This window comes from Microcoleus sp. Pol7_A1 (assembly GCF_036701085.1).
Classification (GTDB): Bacteria; Cyanobacteriota; Cyanobacteriia; order Cyanobacteriales; family Microcoleaceae; genus Microcoleus; species Microcoleus asticus.
Map to the genome: position 1 here is coordinate 1 of NZ_JAUBQD010000102.1, position 14,602 is coordinate 14,602.

A 14,602-nucleotide genomic window follows, 5' to 3' on the forward strand; every position below is an offset into this window, starting at 1 on the left:
CAGATAGCACTCAGTTTTTTCGCTTCTGTGCTTTATTGCGTAAGCATCCCTATTTAAAAACTGTCCGGAGTATTGATCTAAAATATAATAAAGATAGCTTTTTTCAGTGGGTGGCTTAAGTGATTGAGTCGAATCGTGCGGGGAACTCGATCGAGGAAAGGAGATTCCTATGGGGAGTAAGAAGGGGTTGACATACATCTTTGAGCTGCGGTATTATGCGATTATATTCAGTAGGGTAACGCAACTGCGATATAATTATAAGTTCGACCGCTTCAATTATCGTTGGGGAAGCAGTTGCGAGGCTATCGGTGAGAAGCTAACGCCAAGTCGCGCTAAATCGCCATAATCCAATCAAAATGGAAGTAGGTACACGAAAATTGAGGTGGTTTTAGTGTATAGCCAAGTCGAGGAGCTTCTACATCAAGTTCATGAATTTGTAACTGATTTCATCATTCAAATCAAGGTTTCAAAGTCAGAATATTCAGTTTTTTCAAGCTGTCTACGTGCATCACTGGCTAAAAGCTATGAATTTTTGCTGTTCTCTCACAGAGATGCAGAATCTGAAGGATATTTCTTTGCTGTTAGCACACTGCGCGGGATTACAGAGGACTTGATTGTTCTTAAGTTCATCTCAAAACTTGATTACACAAAGCGTGAGCGTCTCTTGCAGGGTCTTCAGTTGATTGAAGTCCATGAGAGAATGACAAGACAGCAAGCTTTTTTTGAAAAGTATCGACCATTTCAGCCCGTTCTTGGATGGACAGACACTAGCCCATCGCTTGACCAACTCGAAAGTGAAATACAAACGATTTGGAGTGAAAGCGGATGGACGAATTTTAGAAAGAAAGGAATTCCTCCTGTACGAGATATGGCGGCTAAACTAGCCCCAGGAATCTTAGATTTACTGTATGACTTTATCTACAGACTTACCTCAAGTACGGTTCACTTCACTCCCCAAACATTACTAAGACTGGGCTGGGGATTAATAGAGGAGGGTGGTAATAGCTTTTCAGGTGGGTATTCAGTCAAGCATTTAACGCCATACTATAAAAAATTCTGTCAAATATATGGGGGTTTACTCTTCTGCCTATATTTTGAGTTTTTTGAACACGATATGATCCTAACGACGACAGTGAAGAACATTATTTCCTCTATTCGTGAGGCAATCCTTTTAGATAATCGCTGGCCCGAAATGATTACATTTGAAGAAATGAATAAGGCTGTGCCACAGTTCTATCATGAGCAACCTATTCTATATGCAACAATGCACGCTGCGGTGATTGAAAAGTTTAGAGAGGGGTTCATTGTGTAGTCAGGCGCGGTCGAACAATCGTGTTGGAGCGGACTGATAAAAGTTATCGATAGGATGACGAGGTGATCGGCAGCCGCTCAACACAACCGTTATCTCGTAAACACTGCCTGACTTTGGAGATGATTCGGAAGCTCGATCGAGAGCTTGACCTACAGAAAATTGGTAGAATAAACAGAACTGTAAGGCAATGGCAGCCGGTTTGACTTGTACGAATGGGAAAGGTAATGGCTTTTTCTTGAATCGTGAAACATGGCGGGCATTTTAAGCCTGCATAATATTTGCCAAAACTATCAATCGGACATACTCGCCAATGAAGAAATTCCTGACTATCCTCGCCAGTACGATCGCGATCGCGACACCCACCCTATTCGTAGAACACTGTACCCTACTCGCCCAAGCCCAAACCCAAGAATCACAGCTCAAAACCCACGTGATCGGCAATCTGACCTTCAAAGCACCCCGAAATTGGCTCGAAAATCCAAGGGGCGCAAGTGCGAATAGCCTTGAATTACACAACAAAAAGTTCCCCAACAGAGGCGGTGGATTTGCCCCCAAGGGTTTGATTCGCGTGGTTGCAACCATCAGTGAGGAAGACCTGGAAACCGCGACCGCGACAAAACCGAATTCTAGAGCTTGGCCTAAGACGACGACTAAAACCGAACGTCTAACGATTAACGGCAAAAAAGCAGTGCGCTTGTATGAAGACTATAACGACGGGTTTCCCGCAGGCATTGTCACCTATGTTGCCACAGGAAAAAAAGAAACAATTATGCTAGAAACTTTCTACTCCGACAGTGATACAGAAAAACAAGTTCAGCAAATTCAAGATTCGATTCGCATTACTAAATAACGGTCAAGGACTTAAATTCGGCACGTTTAACAAGAAAGCTTTTTCCAACTGGTTGAGCCAACAATCCCCGTTTTAGGTCGGGGAGTGTCAACAACAAGTATCAAGGCAACTCAACCGAACTCGGTTTAGCAATGTGAGGCAAGCCCCAGCCCAATTTTTCCCGCAAAATGTGGAAAAACTCAAAAGATTGCACCCGAATAAAGCGGGCAGGATACGGAGATCGCTCGACTTGCACCCAATCTTCGGGCAGAACATAACATCCGCCGTTACCGTCTACCACCATCACCAGGCGGTTTGGACTCGCCGGCAAAATCTTGACCGGCTCGGTGTTGGAAAACACCAAAGCCCGCGAAGCCATTGAATGCGGGCAAATAGGCAGCAACTGCAACACCGGCACTCCGGGAATGATGACAGGGCCGCCGGCAGAAAGGGCGTAAGCTGTCGATCCTGTGGGAGTCGCGATGATGACTCCATCTGCGGCAATGTCAATAGAGGCGTGTTGCCCGATCGCCACTTCAAAATGACACATACAAGTCAGCGGTTCCCGGTGCAGCACCATTTCATTGAGACAAAGGGCTTCCCAGAGGCAGTCGTTTTCTCGAAACAGTCGCACCGCCAGCATCGATCTTTCTTCTATTTCGTATTCTCCGGCGATTACCTTTTCCAAAGCTTGCGGCAGCAAGTTCAGGTAAGTTTCTGTTAAAAAGCCCATGTGACCGGTATTGACAGTCAGCAGCGGCACTCCAATCGGAGCGACTTGGCGAAATGCCGACAGCACCGTACCGTCGCCGCCCAAAACCACTGCAAACTCCATGTCGCTGTCAAAACCGGGGGGGACGAGTTGTTCGATCGGGTTGTGGCACAGGGGGCGATCGGGGCTAGAATAGCCCAGAATTCCTCCGGAACCAGAAACCGAGCAAACCTCCCAGCCGCGGGCAGTCAGCTTGTCTTGCAACTCTGCGGCGATACGACAAGCCACAGGTTTAACGTCGTTGTATATAATCCCAGCTTTCGGCACTTTAAAATGTAAAGGGCATTTTTTGTTTACTCCGTTTTTTAGTTTTAAGCTGCTCGTACTCTATTTCCTTGAGCTTCTTCATAATCAGATTAAAGTATTCTTCGAGATAAGACTCCAAAGTAGTAGTTTCTTTGGGGTCGATTCCGAAGACACTGTAAACGTCATCCATCGGAGCTTTCAAGGGTTTTCCGGCTGCCAAAACTTCTGAAAAAGCCAATCTGTCAGCTACGTTCCAACTCCACTGAAAGAACTTAGCAAATTGACGAGTAGCCTTCAACAAGGCGTCTGGGGTGCGCGTAATTTTAGCTTGCTTCCCTGACAGCCTTTCGCACAAACGCACGATTTCTTCAGCATCCCAAGCGCGATTTCCCACAACCGGAAAGCTTTTTTTCTCGGTTTCAGGAACGGAAAGAGCCCGGACGGCAAATTTAGCAACGTCCTGAGTGTTCATGTAGGCAAGGGCTGACGGCTTGTTGGGCAGCCAGACTGCCTGATTGTCCAAAATCGGCATTGCATACAGGCTCAGCAGTCCTTGCAAAAAGCCGCAAGGTCTCAAGATTGTATAGTCTAGACCGGATTCTGCTAAGAACAATTCGGTACAGCGCTTGATTTCCAACAAGGGGACTTGGGGATATTTCTCGGCATCGAGAAAGGAAAAGAATATGTAACGCTTGATGCCTGCTGCTGCTGCTGCTTGGATCAGCGATACTTTTCCGTCCCAGTCTACTCTTTTGATGCTGACAGAATCCGCAGCACTGGCTGTTGCTGCATCGATAATAGCACTGACGCCTTCTAGGGCCGGAGGCAGACTGTCTGGCTGGCAAAGGTTCCCCGGCACGAGTTCAGCGCCCCATTCTTTCAAAAATGCAGCTTTTCTGTAACTTCTGACTAAACAGCGCACCTGGTAGCCCTCGTCTAGGGCGCGGCGGGCTATTTGGCGACCGAGAGTGCCGGTGGCACCTAAAATCAATAAAGTCATCTAGGGATTAATTTATGAATCTTAAACTTTCAATAAGATGGTATCAGGTTTTTGTTAAGTTTTTTATAAAAACTTAACAAAAACCTGAATTTTTCTCATTTTAGGCTTGAGATATTCGGCAGAAGGCTTGCTTTCGGCAGAAAGTAGACACTAGAAGGCAGAAGGTAGAAGGCTTCTGAAGGATTGGTTGAAAAAAACTTATTCTTCGCCACCTTGCAATTTGAGCAGGAGGAAGCCTCCACCTATACCCACGAAAATTAGGGAAAAGGACAAAAAGGCTGCATTGAAAATTTCAGGATTCATGGTTTGATAAGTCCAATTGGGCGATCGCATTAAATAAAGATAATATAATTTGGGGCTACCAGCTACATGAATGCTAAAATTTCAGTGCCCAAATTCCTGTATTTTGTTGGAGAGAACTGCCTTGAGTCTCGATCGGGAAGCAAAACTAGCTGTAACTCTGGGAGATCCGGCGGGAATTGGCCCGGAAGTGATTCTCAAGGCATTGGCAGATCCCGCTGCTGCTTTGAAGGCGACGGTTATAGGTTCTAGGAGAGTTTTGCAGCAAACTTACGATAAGTTGCGATCGAGCAATCCAGCAGCAGAAGCGGCAAATCCCGAAACATTAAACATTATTGATATCGAACCAGACAGCAAGTGGGGCGAAATTGTCCCCGGCGTCGGGAGTGCAGCTAGCGGGGCGGCTAGCTTTGCTTACATGGAAAGCGCGATCGCCCGTACCATCGCCGGCGAATTCTCCGCCATCGTGACAGGCCCGATTTCCAAAACTTGCTGGCAAGCGGCAGGTTACAATTATCCCGGACAAACAGAACTCCTCGCAGAAAGGGCAGAATCGCAGCGGTTCGGAATGCTGTTTGCCGCCACATCTCCCCACAGCGGCTGGACGCTCGTAACTTTACTGGCTACCACGCATATTTCCATCCGTCAAGTCCCCGATGCTTTGAGTCCAGAATTGCTGAGCGAAAAACTAGAATTGCTGGTAGAGTGTTTGCGGGAAGATTTTGGGCTGGAAAGACCAAAAATAGCGATTTCTGGCTTAAATCCTCACAGCGGCGAAAATGGCAAACTGGGAAATGAAGAGCAAGACTGGATGATACCTTGGTTGGAAACGCAGCGCGATCGCTTTCCTCAAGTGCAGTTAGACGGGCCAGTCCCCCCCGATACTCTCTGGGTAAAACCGGCTAAAGTTTGGTACGGTTTAGCCACAGAAGCTCACGACGGTTACTTGGCAATGTACCACGACCAGGGGTTGATTCCAGTAAAATTGATGGCTTTCGACAAAGCTGTCAACACTACAATTGGCTTGCCTTTTGTCCGCACATCTCCGGATCACGGCACAGCTTTTGATATTGTAGGTCAAGGGATTGCAGATGCCTCCAGCATGAAGGCAGCATTGCAGTTGGCGGCTCAGTTGGCTAGTCGCAGAACAGCAGTTAAAATAGGGCGAGAGCTTTAGTACGCCTGACGCTTGGAAAAATTGTGTCATTCCTATTGATTTTCGCTGGGGTGAGGCGGCAAGCAAGCTGATAATTTCCTTCGGTAGATTAAAATCACGTTTGGGTAGGGCAGTATGACACCATCTAATGATAATTCAGGCAAAATATATCACTCAGAAAAAGAGGTTTCTGATGCAACTATGGCAAGTTCTAAAGCAGGAGAGCAACTTCAGGAATTACTAACCATACTAACTGAATTCCAATTATTAAAAAAATCAAAAAAAGAACCAAGCGAGCTGAAATTACCGCTTTCTGAAAAGTCTGTTCAGCGATTTGAGGATGAGGAAAATCGGCGCAACCAATTGTCTTTTCGGATCGAATCACCGCCTATTGTACCCGAAGTATTAACTGACAATGAAGAGATGCCCTCTCAAAGACAAGAAAAAAATAATGAAAAACCTGATTTATCTATAATCGCGAATGTAGAAAAAAATTATAGACCGTCGGAGGAAGAATTAGAACAAGCAGTGGAGGAGTTTAAGCGGTTACAGCAACTGCTGTTTGAAAGAGATTTACCGGAATTTTACAGTAATGTTTTGAGCGTGGAACAAAGGTTAGAAAATTTTGAGCAGCTCATGTCTGAGCCCGAAGAGTTGATGAATTTACTAAGACCGTTAATTCCTGAGTTAGTGAGAGAAGAATTAGAGGGGTTGAAGTCTGAATTCAAAAAGGCGATGGAACTCGCGAGCAATAATAAAATTAATGGACTCGAATTGCCGACAAAATTAGCGGATTTGGAAAATCAAATTGCTAAATTCAACCAGCAACAACTGCCGAATGCAGAACAGTTAATGCAACGGCTGATACCGGTGGTGGGCGAGCTGCTCAACCGCAAGCTAGAGGAGTCTAAGTTAGAAGTAGCTTCGGCGATCGCACCGAAAGTCAATCAAGTAATTTACAATCAAAACGGACTTGAAGAACACGTAGTAAGAATTGAAGATAGAGTTGCGAATATTCAGCAGCGTTACCAGCAGCAACCAGAAGATTTAATCAAGCAGCTAGTACCGGTAGTTAGCGAGTTGCTGAACCGCAAAATTAGTGAATTGAAGTTAGAGGTTATAGCAAGTGTCGCACCCTCAGTACAAGTAAGAATAGCTTGGGTAGAAATAGAAGAAAAAGTATTGAGTATCATCGAACGCCGGCTGGCTGCGCAACAGTCGCCAATCCAAAAGCCAGAAGAGATAATGGCGATGCTAATGCCAGCAATAACTGATTTGCTGAACCGGAAAATCGATGAATCAAAATCAGAGGTAACAGCGGCGATCGAACCTTTGATAGAATCAGCAATTCTTCAAAGAGAAGTTCAAGGAAAATTGAGCGACGTAGAAAGTAGACTAAATAATCTTCAGCGACAGCAAAAGTCTCAGCCGGAAGAAATAATGGCAAGGTTGATGCCGTTAATGATTGAGTCGCTGAACCGGAAAATCGACGAGACAAAGTTAGAGGTGAGAGAGGCGATCGCGCCGGCTGTCAACAGGGCTATTCAAAACAGCGGTATTGCAGCACAAATATTAAATAATGACAGTAAGATTGTCGCAGTTCAGCAGCAAGTTTTAGCCGAAATAGAAGGGTTGATGGCAAGAATAATGCCAGTGATTGTAGAAATGTTGTCCCGAAACATCGGCGAAGCAAAGCTAGAGATAGAATCTGCGATCGCCCCGGCAGTTGATGCAATCATTCAGAATAAAAGGATCGATCAAAGACTCGGGAAGATCGAACAACAGATTGTGGCGATCGAACACCGAATTTATGAATCGACAGACTTGTTTACAGATTTACTGAAACCTTTGATTGATGAGCTGATGGTTAGCCATCACGCCCAACTAAAAAAATCGGTACTCGAATCTATTTTACCATTGTTAGATGAAGTTGTCGGTTATAATTACAGACTCAACGATAAAGTAGGGGAACTCGATCGCAAAATTACTGATGCTGAATGGGGAGGCAATCGGGAAGAATTACTCGCCAGAATTAAAATAATCTTTCCGGAAATGATGATTCAAACAATTAATGAGTCAAAAAAATCGTTTGCCGAAACCATAGCTCCGATAATTGATGAAGTAATTAATACCAAAACCCGACAAAACAGGCAGTCGATGGGAGTAGCCATATCGCCGGCTATTCCTGTGGGAATCAGCCACAGAATCAGTGAATCTCCCGATGAAATTGCAATGGCGATCGCGCCGGAAATGGCCGCCGCTATCAAACAGCAAATTCATCTCAAGCGAGAAGCAATGTCGGATGCACTTTATCCGATTATCGGCAGCACGATTTTAAAATACGTCGCCGAGAGGATGCGGGAGATTAATGAAAAACTCGAATCAGCTTTAAGTCCAGAGGGAATTAGTCGCAAAATTAAAGCCAAATTTCAGGGCATTTCTGAAGCAGAATTGCTGATGAAAGAAACAACAGCACTGAGTGTTAAAGCTGTTTTTTTAATTCAAGCAAAATCGGGATTAGTAATTTCAGCAGTGCAGCATTCTCAACGCGAACAGCTAGAATTAGACACGGTAGCAGGGATGCTGACTGCTATTCGGGCTGTTGTCAACGATTGCATATCTCAGTCGAGAAATATTGCAGAGATTGATGCTATAGAATACGGCACATCTACGATCGTATTGGAAGTAGCGGGTTCGTGTTATCTGGCAGTAGTTATGCAAGGAGAAACCCGCCAGTGGTTTAAGTACAAAATGCGAGCGATATTCAAAAAGATTGTTCAAGAATACGGGGCTCAAATCCAGTCATTTAACGGCGATCCAGCCACTGTGCCGGCAGAAGTAAACTCGTACTTGCAAAAATTAATCGATACAGAGGTAAAAGTTAAATCTCCTCAACTTTCTATTTTACCAATTATCTGTTTGGCAGCGTTAGGTGTAATTGGTATACCTTGGGGAATTCATCAATACCGCAGCGGAGTTGAAGCGAGCTTAGAAGCAGATACGAATTTAGCTTTACAATCTGCTCCGGAGTTATCGGTTTATCGCCTCGCGGCAGATGTTAAAGATAAAATATTGGAGATTTCTGGACGAGTGCCGAATCAAAAGCTGCGATCGAAAGCGGAAAAAATCGCTCAGCAAGCAGCTCCAAAATTAGGAATTGAAAATAAAATTATAGCTGTTGAAGTCCCTCCCGATCCGGTTTTAGTCGAAGCCGATGTCAAGCGGACGGCAGCTCTTTTGAATAAAGTAGAAAGCATTGATATCTCGGCTCGCTATGCAGAGGGAAAAGTCGCCGTTGCAGGGAGCGTGAGCAAAGTGCCAGATGCTCAGAAAATAACTCAAGCTTTTGAGAAAATTCCGGGGGTGAAGTCTGTAACAAATACAGTAATAATAGGAAATAAACCGCAGTCAAAAATAATGGCAGTTCGCGTGTATTTCGGTGCCGGTTCGGCAAGTTTGCAGGCGAAAGACGTAGCACAAAAGCTTAGCAAAGTCAAGGAATATATGGAGGAAAATAGGACGAAGAATTTGAGGATAATTGGCTACAGCGATTTTAAAAGCGCTCCGACCGAAAATCAAAAGTTGGCACTGGAAAGGGCGACAAATGTGAAAGGTATTTTGGTTAAACAAGGGATAAATGGCAACAGAATACAAGTTGCTTCTACTAAGGGTCGTCCCGAAGGTGTGGAACCAAGTCAACCGCTGTGGCTGAACAGATTGGTAGTATTTGAGGTGATAAATTAAAATGGGGAATAGGGAATTGGGAATAGGGCATCGGGCATCGGGCATCGGGCATTGTTAATTGGGAATTTTCCCTAATGACTAATGACTTATTTCTCTTAATTTATAGTAACGGGCAAGAAGGTTAGGACATTTTTAATCGCTGAAAATATTGCTCTGACTGCATTTCCCTTCTTCCTTCTTCCTGACATCCGTTACATCCGTTACATCCGTTACAGAATCCGTTGCCGAACTTCCTTCTTCCTCTTAAATTAATCGAACTCGCCCGGAGGTAAAGGCTTGTATTCGATCGCCCGCCAAACATACTAACAAGCGGCCGCTTCCGTCAATGCCGGCGGCTTCTCCGCAGATGGTTTCCGACGCAAGTTCGATCGCCACCGGGCAGCCAATCAACGCATCGCGGCGGCGCAATTCCGGCAAAAGTAGCGCTAAACCGGACTTGGAGGCTGGCTTGTCTGTGGTAGAAAACATATCTGCTAGTTCGAGTAAATAGTGCCGCAGTCGATCGACCAAACACAGTTCATCTGGTATTTTACTAGCAATAGAATGCAAGCTTACCGCATTGCCGATCGCCCTTTCATCCAATCCCGCAGCCGCGAAATCTACGCAGCGGTTGAGTCCAATTCCCACAACCGCGCGAGTTTTGCCAGAAACATTGCCGTTGGTGGCTTCGCAGAGAATTCCGGCTAATTTGTGGCGATCGATCCAGACATCGTTTGGCCATTTCAGGCGCAGCATATCGCGACAGTCGGGAACCAAATCTTCGATCGCGTAAATCACCGCTAAACCGGCTGCTAAACTGAGCCCGGGCAACAGAGTGGGGTTGAGGTTGTCGAGTACAAAACTAACAGTCAAGACACCGCTTGGGGCGTGCCAGGTGCGCCCGTGTTGGCCGCGCCCGCTGGTTTGCCGCCTAGTAAATACTGCATCTCCGTGGTGGAGTTGGGCCGCGCGGGCGATCGCCCAACTGTTGGTACTCGGACAGGTATCCAAGGAGTGTAGCCAGTGAGGGAGGTTTGGGCGATCGGGTTCTGGGTTTGCGGGGACGGGAGTTAAAGGCAATTCAGACAAGGTTTGATTTGTAGTATTTGATATCTAAAAGCTGATTATCGCATTTTCCAGAAGTGCGACCTCGCGCGACGGCGAGAATTCACAGAAACTGGAGTGTACTACAGTTTCAGCATTAGATTTACCTTACGCCACCACATCACTTTAGCCGCACAATTTCTTTATTGATAAGGGTTTGGGGGAACGCAGAGGGTTGGTGGGAGCGATCGACACCCCTTTAAAAAACCCAATTTAAAAAAAAGTTGTATTACCCCCTTGACAGTTTTGTATTATGCAATGTAGTATAAATGTATGGCGAAGGGGAAAGAGCTTCAAAGCCTTACCCCACGAGCAATATGAACCTTGAAAACAGAATAGGAAGTTAATCGTGTCACATAATTGTGGACATCGGCGGTGTAGACTCCGGCAACAATAGCCCGATCGGGTTGTAGTACGCGGAATCAACCGCCACCCCGTCCCAACTTGAGTAATTCAAGGACAGAATATTGTTCATTTTCGCGGGGGTATAGCTCAACCGGTCAGAGCAGTCGCCTGTCGAGCGAAAGGTTGCGAGTTCAAGTCTCGTTACTCCCGTCAGTAGATTTTAGATTTTAGATTTTAGATTTTAGATTTACTCCACAGGAGAAGAATCTCGGAATTTGAACTTTGGTCTAAAATCCACACCTCCTGTCGGAAAGCAAGTATCCGTTTTTCGGCGGGGGTCAAAGTCCCGTAGGCAAAAGTCAAGCCGTCTCCCCCTCAAGGAGAAGATTGCGAGTGCAAACCTCGTCGGGACTCCCAGGTTAGGTGGCCGAGTGGTTGAAGGCGTCGGTCTGCAAAACCGATTTTCGCGGGTTCAAATCCCGCCCTAACCTCTGTTCCCAATCAGAAATTAAAAATTAGAAATTAAAAGATTAAACTAACAGTCTTTTAATTGATTTTTTTAACTTTTAAAAGGAACGAAACGAAAGTGACATTGCAGCGTAGCTTAATGGTAAAGCGCCAAGCTCATACCTTGGTCAATGCGGGTTCAAATCCCACCGCTGCCACCACAAGCAGGGATGGTGTAACTGGCAACACTCTGGTCTCCAAAACCAGCATTCTGAGTTCAAATCTCAGTTCCTGTGCCAATTTATAGTGCTGTAGGCAAATGGTTTAAGCCGCTTGGTTTTCACCCAAGTGATTGCGGGTTCAACTCCCGTCAGCACTTCCAAACTGGGTCGGCCCTCCTATTGGCGTGGGTAGCTGTCTGTAAAACAGTAGCTTAAAGCGTTGCTGGTTCAATTCCAGCCCGACCCATTTGTAACTGCATTTAATCCGCAGTTGCAATTTTGAGAACGTGGTGTAGCCGGATAACATCTCAGTTAATAAAACTGAAGATTGAGGGTTCAAATCCCTCCGTTCTCGCGCTCGGAGAGGTGGCCGAGAGGCTTAAGGCACCTGTTTGCTAAACAGAATCGGATCAAACCGACGCAGGTTCAAATCCTGTCCTCTCCGTTGAAATTTCCCCCGATAGCTCAGTTGGTAGAGTGCTTGTGTGAAGAACAAGAGGTCGTCAGTTCGATACTGACTTGGGGGATTGCGTTGCCTTATAGCTCAATGGTAGAGCAAGCGGTTGTTAACCGCTAGGTTGTAGGTTCGAGTCCTACTGGGGCAGCCATTTTTTAAATTGCCGGGTAGACAAATTGGTAAAGTCGCCTATCTCTGAAATAGGAGTTTATGTAGGTTCAAAGCCTACCCCGGCACCCAATTATTGGGAAGTCGCCTAATCGGTATGGCACCGCTCTTTGAAAGCGGAAAAATGCAGGTTCGATCCCTGCCTTCCCAGTTCTGCTATTACCAAAGCAGATCGATTACACTCCTGTAGCCCAATTGGCAGAGGCCGCAATTTCAAAAATTGTGTTGTGTGAGTTCAAATCTCACCAGGAGTACCAAATTTTCAACTAAGTTTCTACTTGCTCCTGTGGCGGAATTGGCAGACGCGGCAGACTTAAAATCTGTTTTATTTTGAGTGTGAGTTCGAGTCTCACTAGGAGCATGAACGGGATGTAATTCAGCGGCCAGAAGCCATGCTTTGGGAGCATGGAGTCGTTGGTTCAAATCCAACCATCCCGACTTTGCCCCTGTGATGTAATTGGAAAACATCACTCGCTCAGAACGAGTGTTTTTTGCAGGTTCGAGGCCTGTCAGGGGTATGAGGTTTTATTCAATCTCAAATCTCAAATCTCAAATCTCAAATCGGTTTTGCCCCTGTAGCCCAATTGGTAGAGGCGCTAGATTTAGGATCTAGTTAGTGCTGGTTCGATGCCAGTCAGGGGTATTTGGTGACATCGCGGGTGAAGTAGCCTGGGTAGGCTTGGAGGTCTCATAAGCCTCTTAATAGCAGGTTCAACTCCTGCCCCCGCCACCAAAAATGCAGGTGTGGTGTAATTGGCAACATGAGGCTTTTGTAAAGCTTTCTTGCGAGTTAAAATCTCACTATCTGCTTGGCGCGCTGGTGTAGCTCAATTAGGCAGAGCAACTGATTTGTAATCAGTCGGTTGTAGGTTCAATTCCTATCACCAGCCCCACAATTGCGGATATGGTGTAACGGTAGCATTCGAGTCTTCCAAACTCTAGGCACGAGTTCGAGCCTCGTTATCCGCTTGGGCAAACAAGAAGTTTTTTAAATCTCACATCTTGCACCATTCTCAAGAATAGGCAAGATGCCTGTGAAGCGAAGAGTAGATTTTCTTGTGGAACGGGCCGGAGAACCCGTTCAAAAGGCTTATTCACAAGGGTGCAACATCTCAGTTCAATCCAAAATCTCAAATCTCAAATCGGTTTGCGGGTGTGATGTAAAGGCTAGCATCTGAGTATGCCATTCTCAGCGCATGGGTTCGAGTCCCATCATCCGCTTTTGTAGTCCTGTAGCTCAACGGTAGAGCGTTTGCCTTACAAGCAAGATGTTGCAGGTTCAAATCCTGTCAGGACTACCAATATGGGAGTGTAGCTCAATGGATAGAGCGCCGCGCTTCGGACGCGGATGTTGTGGGTTCAAGTCCTGCCACTCTCGTTGTTTTTGCTTTAATTTAAGGAGGTTGATTCCATTGAATGGATAATTTTTTATATTAAGAGCGATCGCCCTTTGCGTGTCCCAATCTTTGGAGCCTACATACTTTAGTACGAGAGGAAAGGTAACGCTGTCAAAATCAGCGGGCGTTTGAGAACGAGGAGTGCATTGAACCCGGCAGGTTGGCTTAAAGGTAGCCATCCTTTAAAGAGTGTGTAATAACTCATCGGCGGAGTCCCTCTAGTAACTGAGAAAACGCAATGCTCCAATAACTTGCACGGAAAGTGCGTGAAGCGCAGCTATCCCGTAGGGAATCGCGCATTAACAAAAAACATGGGAGCGTAACTCAACTGGATAGAGTGTCGAGCTTCTACCTCGAATGTTGTGGGTTCAAGTCCTACCGCTCCTGCTGTCTGGGGTTCGTAGCTTAATTGGTAAAGCATCTAACTGGCTGTTAGAAAGATATCGGTTCAAATCCGATCGCAATCCACCACACCAATTTTCGATTTTAGATTTTAGATTTTAGATTTACTCCACAGGTGAATCTTTTAAGCGCGGTGATTCGATTTTAGATTTTAGATTTTAGATTTTAGATTTACTCCAGAGGTGAATTTTTTACGCGGGGTGATTCGATTTTAGATTTTAGATTTTAGATTTTAGATTTACTCCAGAGGTGAATCTTTTACACGGGGTCATAGCTCAATTGGTAGAGCGCTTGCTTTGCACGCAAGAGGTTAGGAGTTCGATTCTCCTTGATTCCACTGCGGTGTCTGAAGCCAAATCGGTAGCGGCGCTGGTTTGTGGAACCAGTAATAGCGGGTTCAATTCCCGTCAGACACCCCTTGGAAGATGCCGCTAAATGGTTGGCAACCAGTCTTGAAAACTGGGGTACAGTTAACTGTAAGGGTTCGATTCCTTCATCTTCCTTTTAATTAACCACCGGAAGTCGAAAAGCGAGACACCGTGCTGATAACGCGGCGATAGGAGGGGCAGTACCTCCTCGGTGGATGGATTGATTTATAATAAGTCTAGGTGAAATTGTTGTATTTCACAGAATAAAAATAAAGGTTAAATATCAATACTTCGGACAGTTTTTAAAGAGAGATGCGATGCCTTCGGCAAGCAACGCTTACGCAATACCGCAGAG

At 45.6% G+C, this 14,602-nt stretch carries 9 protein-coding genes and 29 tRNA genes; 33 read left to right on the plus strand and 5 right to left on the minus strand.

Features of this window, described 5'->3' with window-relative positions:
* Nucleotides 1-391 precede the first annotated feature (391 nt).
* Complete coding sequence (locus tag QUA20_RS30160) at nt 392-1,312, plus strand: DUF5677 domain-containing protein (protein ID WP_333193973.1); 921 nt, start codon at nt 392-394, stop codon at nt 1,310-1,312.
* 310 nt (nt 1,313-1,622) lie between these two features.
* Nucleotides 1,623-2,162, plus strand: coding sequence for a hypothetical protein (locus QUA20_RS30165; protein ID WP_333193974.1), 540 nt, complete (start codon nt 1,623-1,625; stop codon nt 2,160-2,162).
* A 100-nt stretch (nt 2,163-2,262) separates the two neighbouring features.
* Here the strand turns inward: QUA20_RS30165 and QUA20_RS30170 are convergent, their stop codons facing one another.
* The 3 genes from QUA20_RS30170 to petM form a co-directional block, all read right to left on the minus strand.
* On the minus strand, nt 2,263-3,180 hold the full coding sequence (locus tag QUA20_RS30170; protein WP_333193976.1) for an NAD(+) kinase: 918 nt from the start codon (nt 3,178-3,180) through the stop codon (nt 2,263-2,265).
* Between the two features lies 1 nt (nt 3,181).
* Nucleotides 3,182-4,159 (minus strand): NmrA family NAD(P)-binding protein, encoded by a 978-nt coding sequence (locus tag QUA20_RS30175; protein ID WP_333165488.1) that lies wholly within the window; start codon nt 4,157-4,159, stop codon nt 3,182-3,184.
* A gap of 198 nt (nt 4,160-4,357) precedes the next feature.
* Nucleotides 4,358-4,492, minus strand: a complete 135-nt coding sequence (gene petM, locus QUA20_RS30180; protein ID WP_445251195.1) for a cytochrome b6-f complex subunit PetM — start codon at nt 4,490-4,492, stop codon at nt 4,358-4,360.
* A gap of 40 nt (nt 4,493-4,532) precedes the next feature.
* On the opposite strand from petM, the gene pdxA reads away from it, so the two are divergent.
* Nucleotides 4,533-5,636 (plus strand): 4-hydroxythreonine-4-phosphate dehydrogenase PdxA, encoded by a 1,104-nt coding sequence (pdxA, locus tag QUA20_RS30185; protein ID WP_333193977.1) that lies wholly within the window; start codon nt 4,533-4,535, stop codon nt 5,634-5,636.
* Between the two features lie 114 nt (nt 5,637-5,750).
* Nucleotides 5,751-9,359 carry an OmpA family protein gene (locus tag QUA20_RS30190; RefSeq protein ID WP_333193979.1) on the plus strand — a complete coding sequence of 1,203 codons (3,609 nt, stop codon included), beginning with the start codon at nt 5,751-5,753 and terminating at the stop codon, nt 9,357-9,359.
* Nucleotides 9,360-9,602: 243 nt separating this feature from the next.
* Here the strand turns inward: QUA20_RS30190 and QUA20_RS30195 are convergent, their stop codons facing one another.
* Together QUA20_RS30195 and QUA20_RS30200 are read right to left on the minus strand one after the other, a co-directional pair.
* Nucleotides 9,603-10,427, minus strand: a complete 825-nt coding sequence (locus QUA20_RS30195; protein ID WP_333193980.1) for a biotin--[acetyl-CoA-carboxylase] ligase — start codon at nt 10,425-10,427, stop codon at nt 9,603-9,605.
* Nucleotides 10,428-10,794: 367 nt separating this feature from the next.
* Complete coding sequence (locus QUA20_RS30200) at nt 10,795-10,917, minus strand: hypothetical protein (protein WP_278187183.1); 123 nt, start codon at nt 10,915-10,917, stop codon at nt 10,795-10,797.
* A gap of 6 nt (nt 10,918-10,923) precedes the next feature.
* Between QUA20_RS30200 and QUA20_RS30205 the strand changes: the two genes are divergently transcribed.
* From QUA20_RS30205 to QUA20_RS30345, 29 genes are all read left to right on the plus strand, one after another.
* Nucleotides 10,924-10,997: transfer RNA gene (locus tag QUA20_RS30205), tRNA-Asp, on the plus strand.
* A gap of 132 nt (nt 10,998-11,129) precedes the next feature.
* Nucleotides 11,130-11,204: transfer RNA gene (locus QUA20_RS30210), tRNA-Glu, on the plus strand.
* Nucleotides 11,205-11,278: transfer RNA gene (locus tag QUA20_RS30215), tRNA-Cys, on the plus strand.
* Between the two features lie 102 nt (nt 11,279-11,380).
* Nucleotides 11,381-11,455 (plus strand) — tRNA-Met (locus tag QUA20_RS30220).
* Nucleotides 11,456-11,458: 3 nt separating this feature from the next.
* Nucleotides 11,459-11,533 (plus strand) — tRNA-Trp (locus QUA20_RS30225).
* A gap of 6 nt (nt 11,534-11,539) precedes the next feature.
* Nucleotides 11,540-11,616 (plus strand) — tRNA-Glu (locus QUA20_RS30230).
* 4 nt (nt 11,617-11,620) lie between these two features.
* Nucleotides 11,621-11,702 (plus strand) — tRNA-Tyr (locus tag QUA20_RS30235).
* A gap of 34 nt (nt 11,703-11,736) precedes the next feature.
* Nucleotides 11,737-11,810 (plus strand) — tRNA-Tyr (locus tag QUA20_RS30240).
* A 5-nt stretch (nt 11,811-11,815) separates the two neighbouring features.
* Nucleotides 11,816-11,900: transfer RNA gene (locus QUA20_RS30245), tRNA-Ser, on the plus strand.
* Nucleotides 11,901-11,909: 9 nt separating this feature from the next.
* Nucleotides 11,910-11,982: transfer RNA gene (locus QUA20_RS30250), tRNA-Phe, on the plus strand.
* A 6-nt stretch (nt 11,983-11,988) separates the two neighbouring features.
* A tRNA-Asn gene (locus tag QUA20_RS30255) sits at nt 11,989-12,063 on the plus strand.
* A gap of 10 nt (nt 12,064-12,073) precedes the next feature.
* Nucleotides 12,074-12,152 (plus strand) — tRNA-Gln (locus QUA20_RS30260).
* Nucleotides 12,153-12,157: 5 nt separating this feature from the next.
* Nucleotides 12,158-12,231 (plus strand) — tRNA-Gln (locus QUA20_RS30265).
* 29 nt (nt 12,232-12,260) lie between these two features.
* Nucleotides 12,261-12,337: transfer RNA gene (locus QUA20_RS30270), tRNA-Leu, on the plus strand.
* Between the two features lie 23 nt (nt 12,338-12,360).
* Nucleotides 12,361-12,441: transfer RNA gene (locus QUA20_RS30275), tRNA-Leu, on the plus strand.
* Nucleotides 12,442-12,445: 4 nt separating this feature from the next.
* Nucleotides 12,446-12,518, plus strand: a tRNA-Pro gene (locus tag QUA20_RS30280).
* Nucleotides 12,519-12,522: 4 nt separating this feature from the next.
* Nucleotides 12,523-12,598, plus strand: a tRNA-Leu gene (locus QUA20_RS30285).
* A gap of 51 nt (nt 12,599-12,649) precedes the next feature.
* Nucleotides 12,650-12,723, plus strand: a tRNA-Leu gene (locus QUA20_RS30290).
* A 95-nt stretch (nt 12,724-12,818) separates the two neighbouring features.
* Nucleotides 12,819-12,890, plus strand: a tRNA-Thr gene (locus tag QUA20_RS30295).
* 6 nt (nt 12,891-12,896) lie between these two features.
* Nucleotides 12,897-12,973, plus strand: a tRNA-Thr gene (locus QUA20_RS30300).
* A gap of 5 nt (nt 12,974-12,978) precedes the next feature.
* Nucleotides 12,979-13,049, plus strand: a tRNA-Gly gene (locus QUA20_RS30305).
* Between the two features lie 180 nt (nt 13,050-13,229).
* A tRNA-Gly gene (locus tag QUA20_RS30310) sits at nt 13,230-13,301 on the plus strand.
* Between the two features lie 5 nt (nt 13,302-13,306).
* Nucleotides 13,307-13,381, plus strand: a tRNA-Val gene (locus QUA20_RS30315).
* Between the two features lie 4 nt (nt 13,382-13,385).
* Nucleotides 13,386-13,458: transfer RNA gene (locus tag QUA20_RS30320), tRNA-Arg, on the plus strand.
* Between the two features lie 332 nt (nt 13,459-13,790).
* Nucleotides 13,791-13,864: transfer RNA gene (locus QUA20_RS30325), tRNA-Arg, on the plus strand.
* Between the two features lie 7 nt (nt 13,865-13,871).
* Nucleotides 13,872-13,948 (plus strand) — tRNA-Ala (locus tag QUA20_RS30330).
* A 195-nt stretch (nt 13,949-14,143) separates the two neighbouring features.
* Nucleotides 14,144-14,216: transfer RNA gene (locus tag QUA20_RS30335), tRNA-Ala, on the plus strand.
* A gap of 5 nt (nt 14,217-14,221) precedes the next feature.
* Nucleotides 14,222-14,295: transfer RNA gene (locus QUA20_RS30340), tRNA-His, on the plus strand.
* 4 nt (nt 14,296-14,299) lie between these two features.
* Nucleotides 14,300-14,382 (plus strand) — tRNA-Ser (locus QUA20_RS30345).
* Nucleotides 14,383-14,602: the final 220 nt, after the last annotated feature.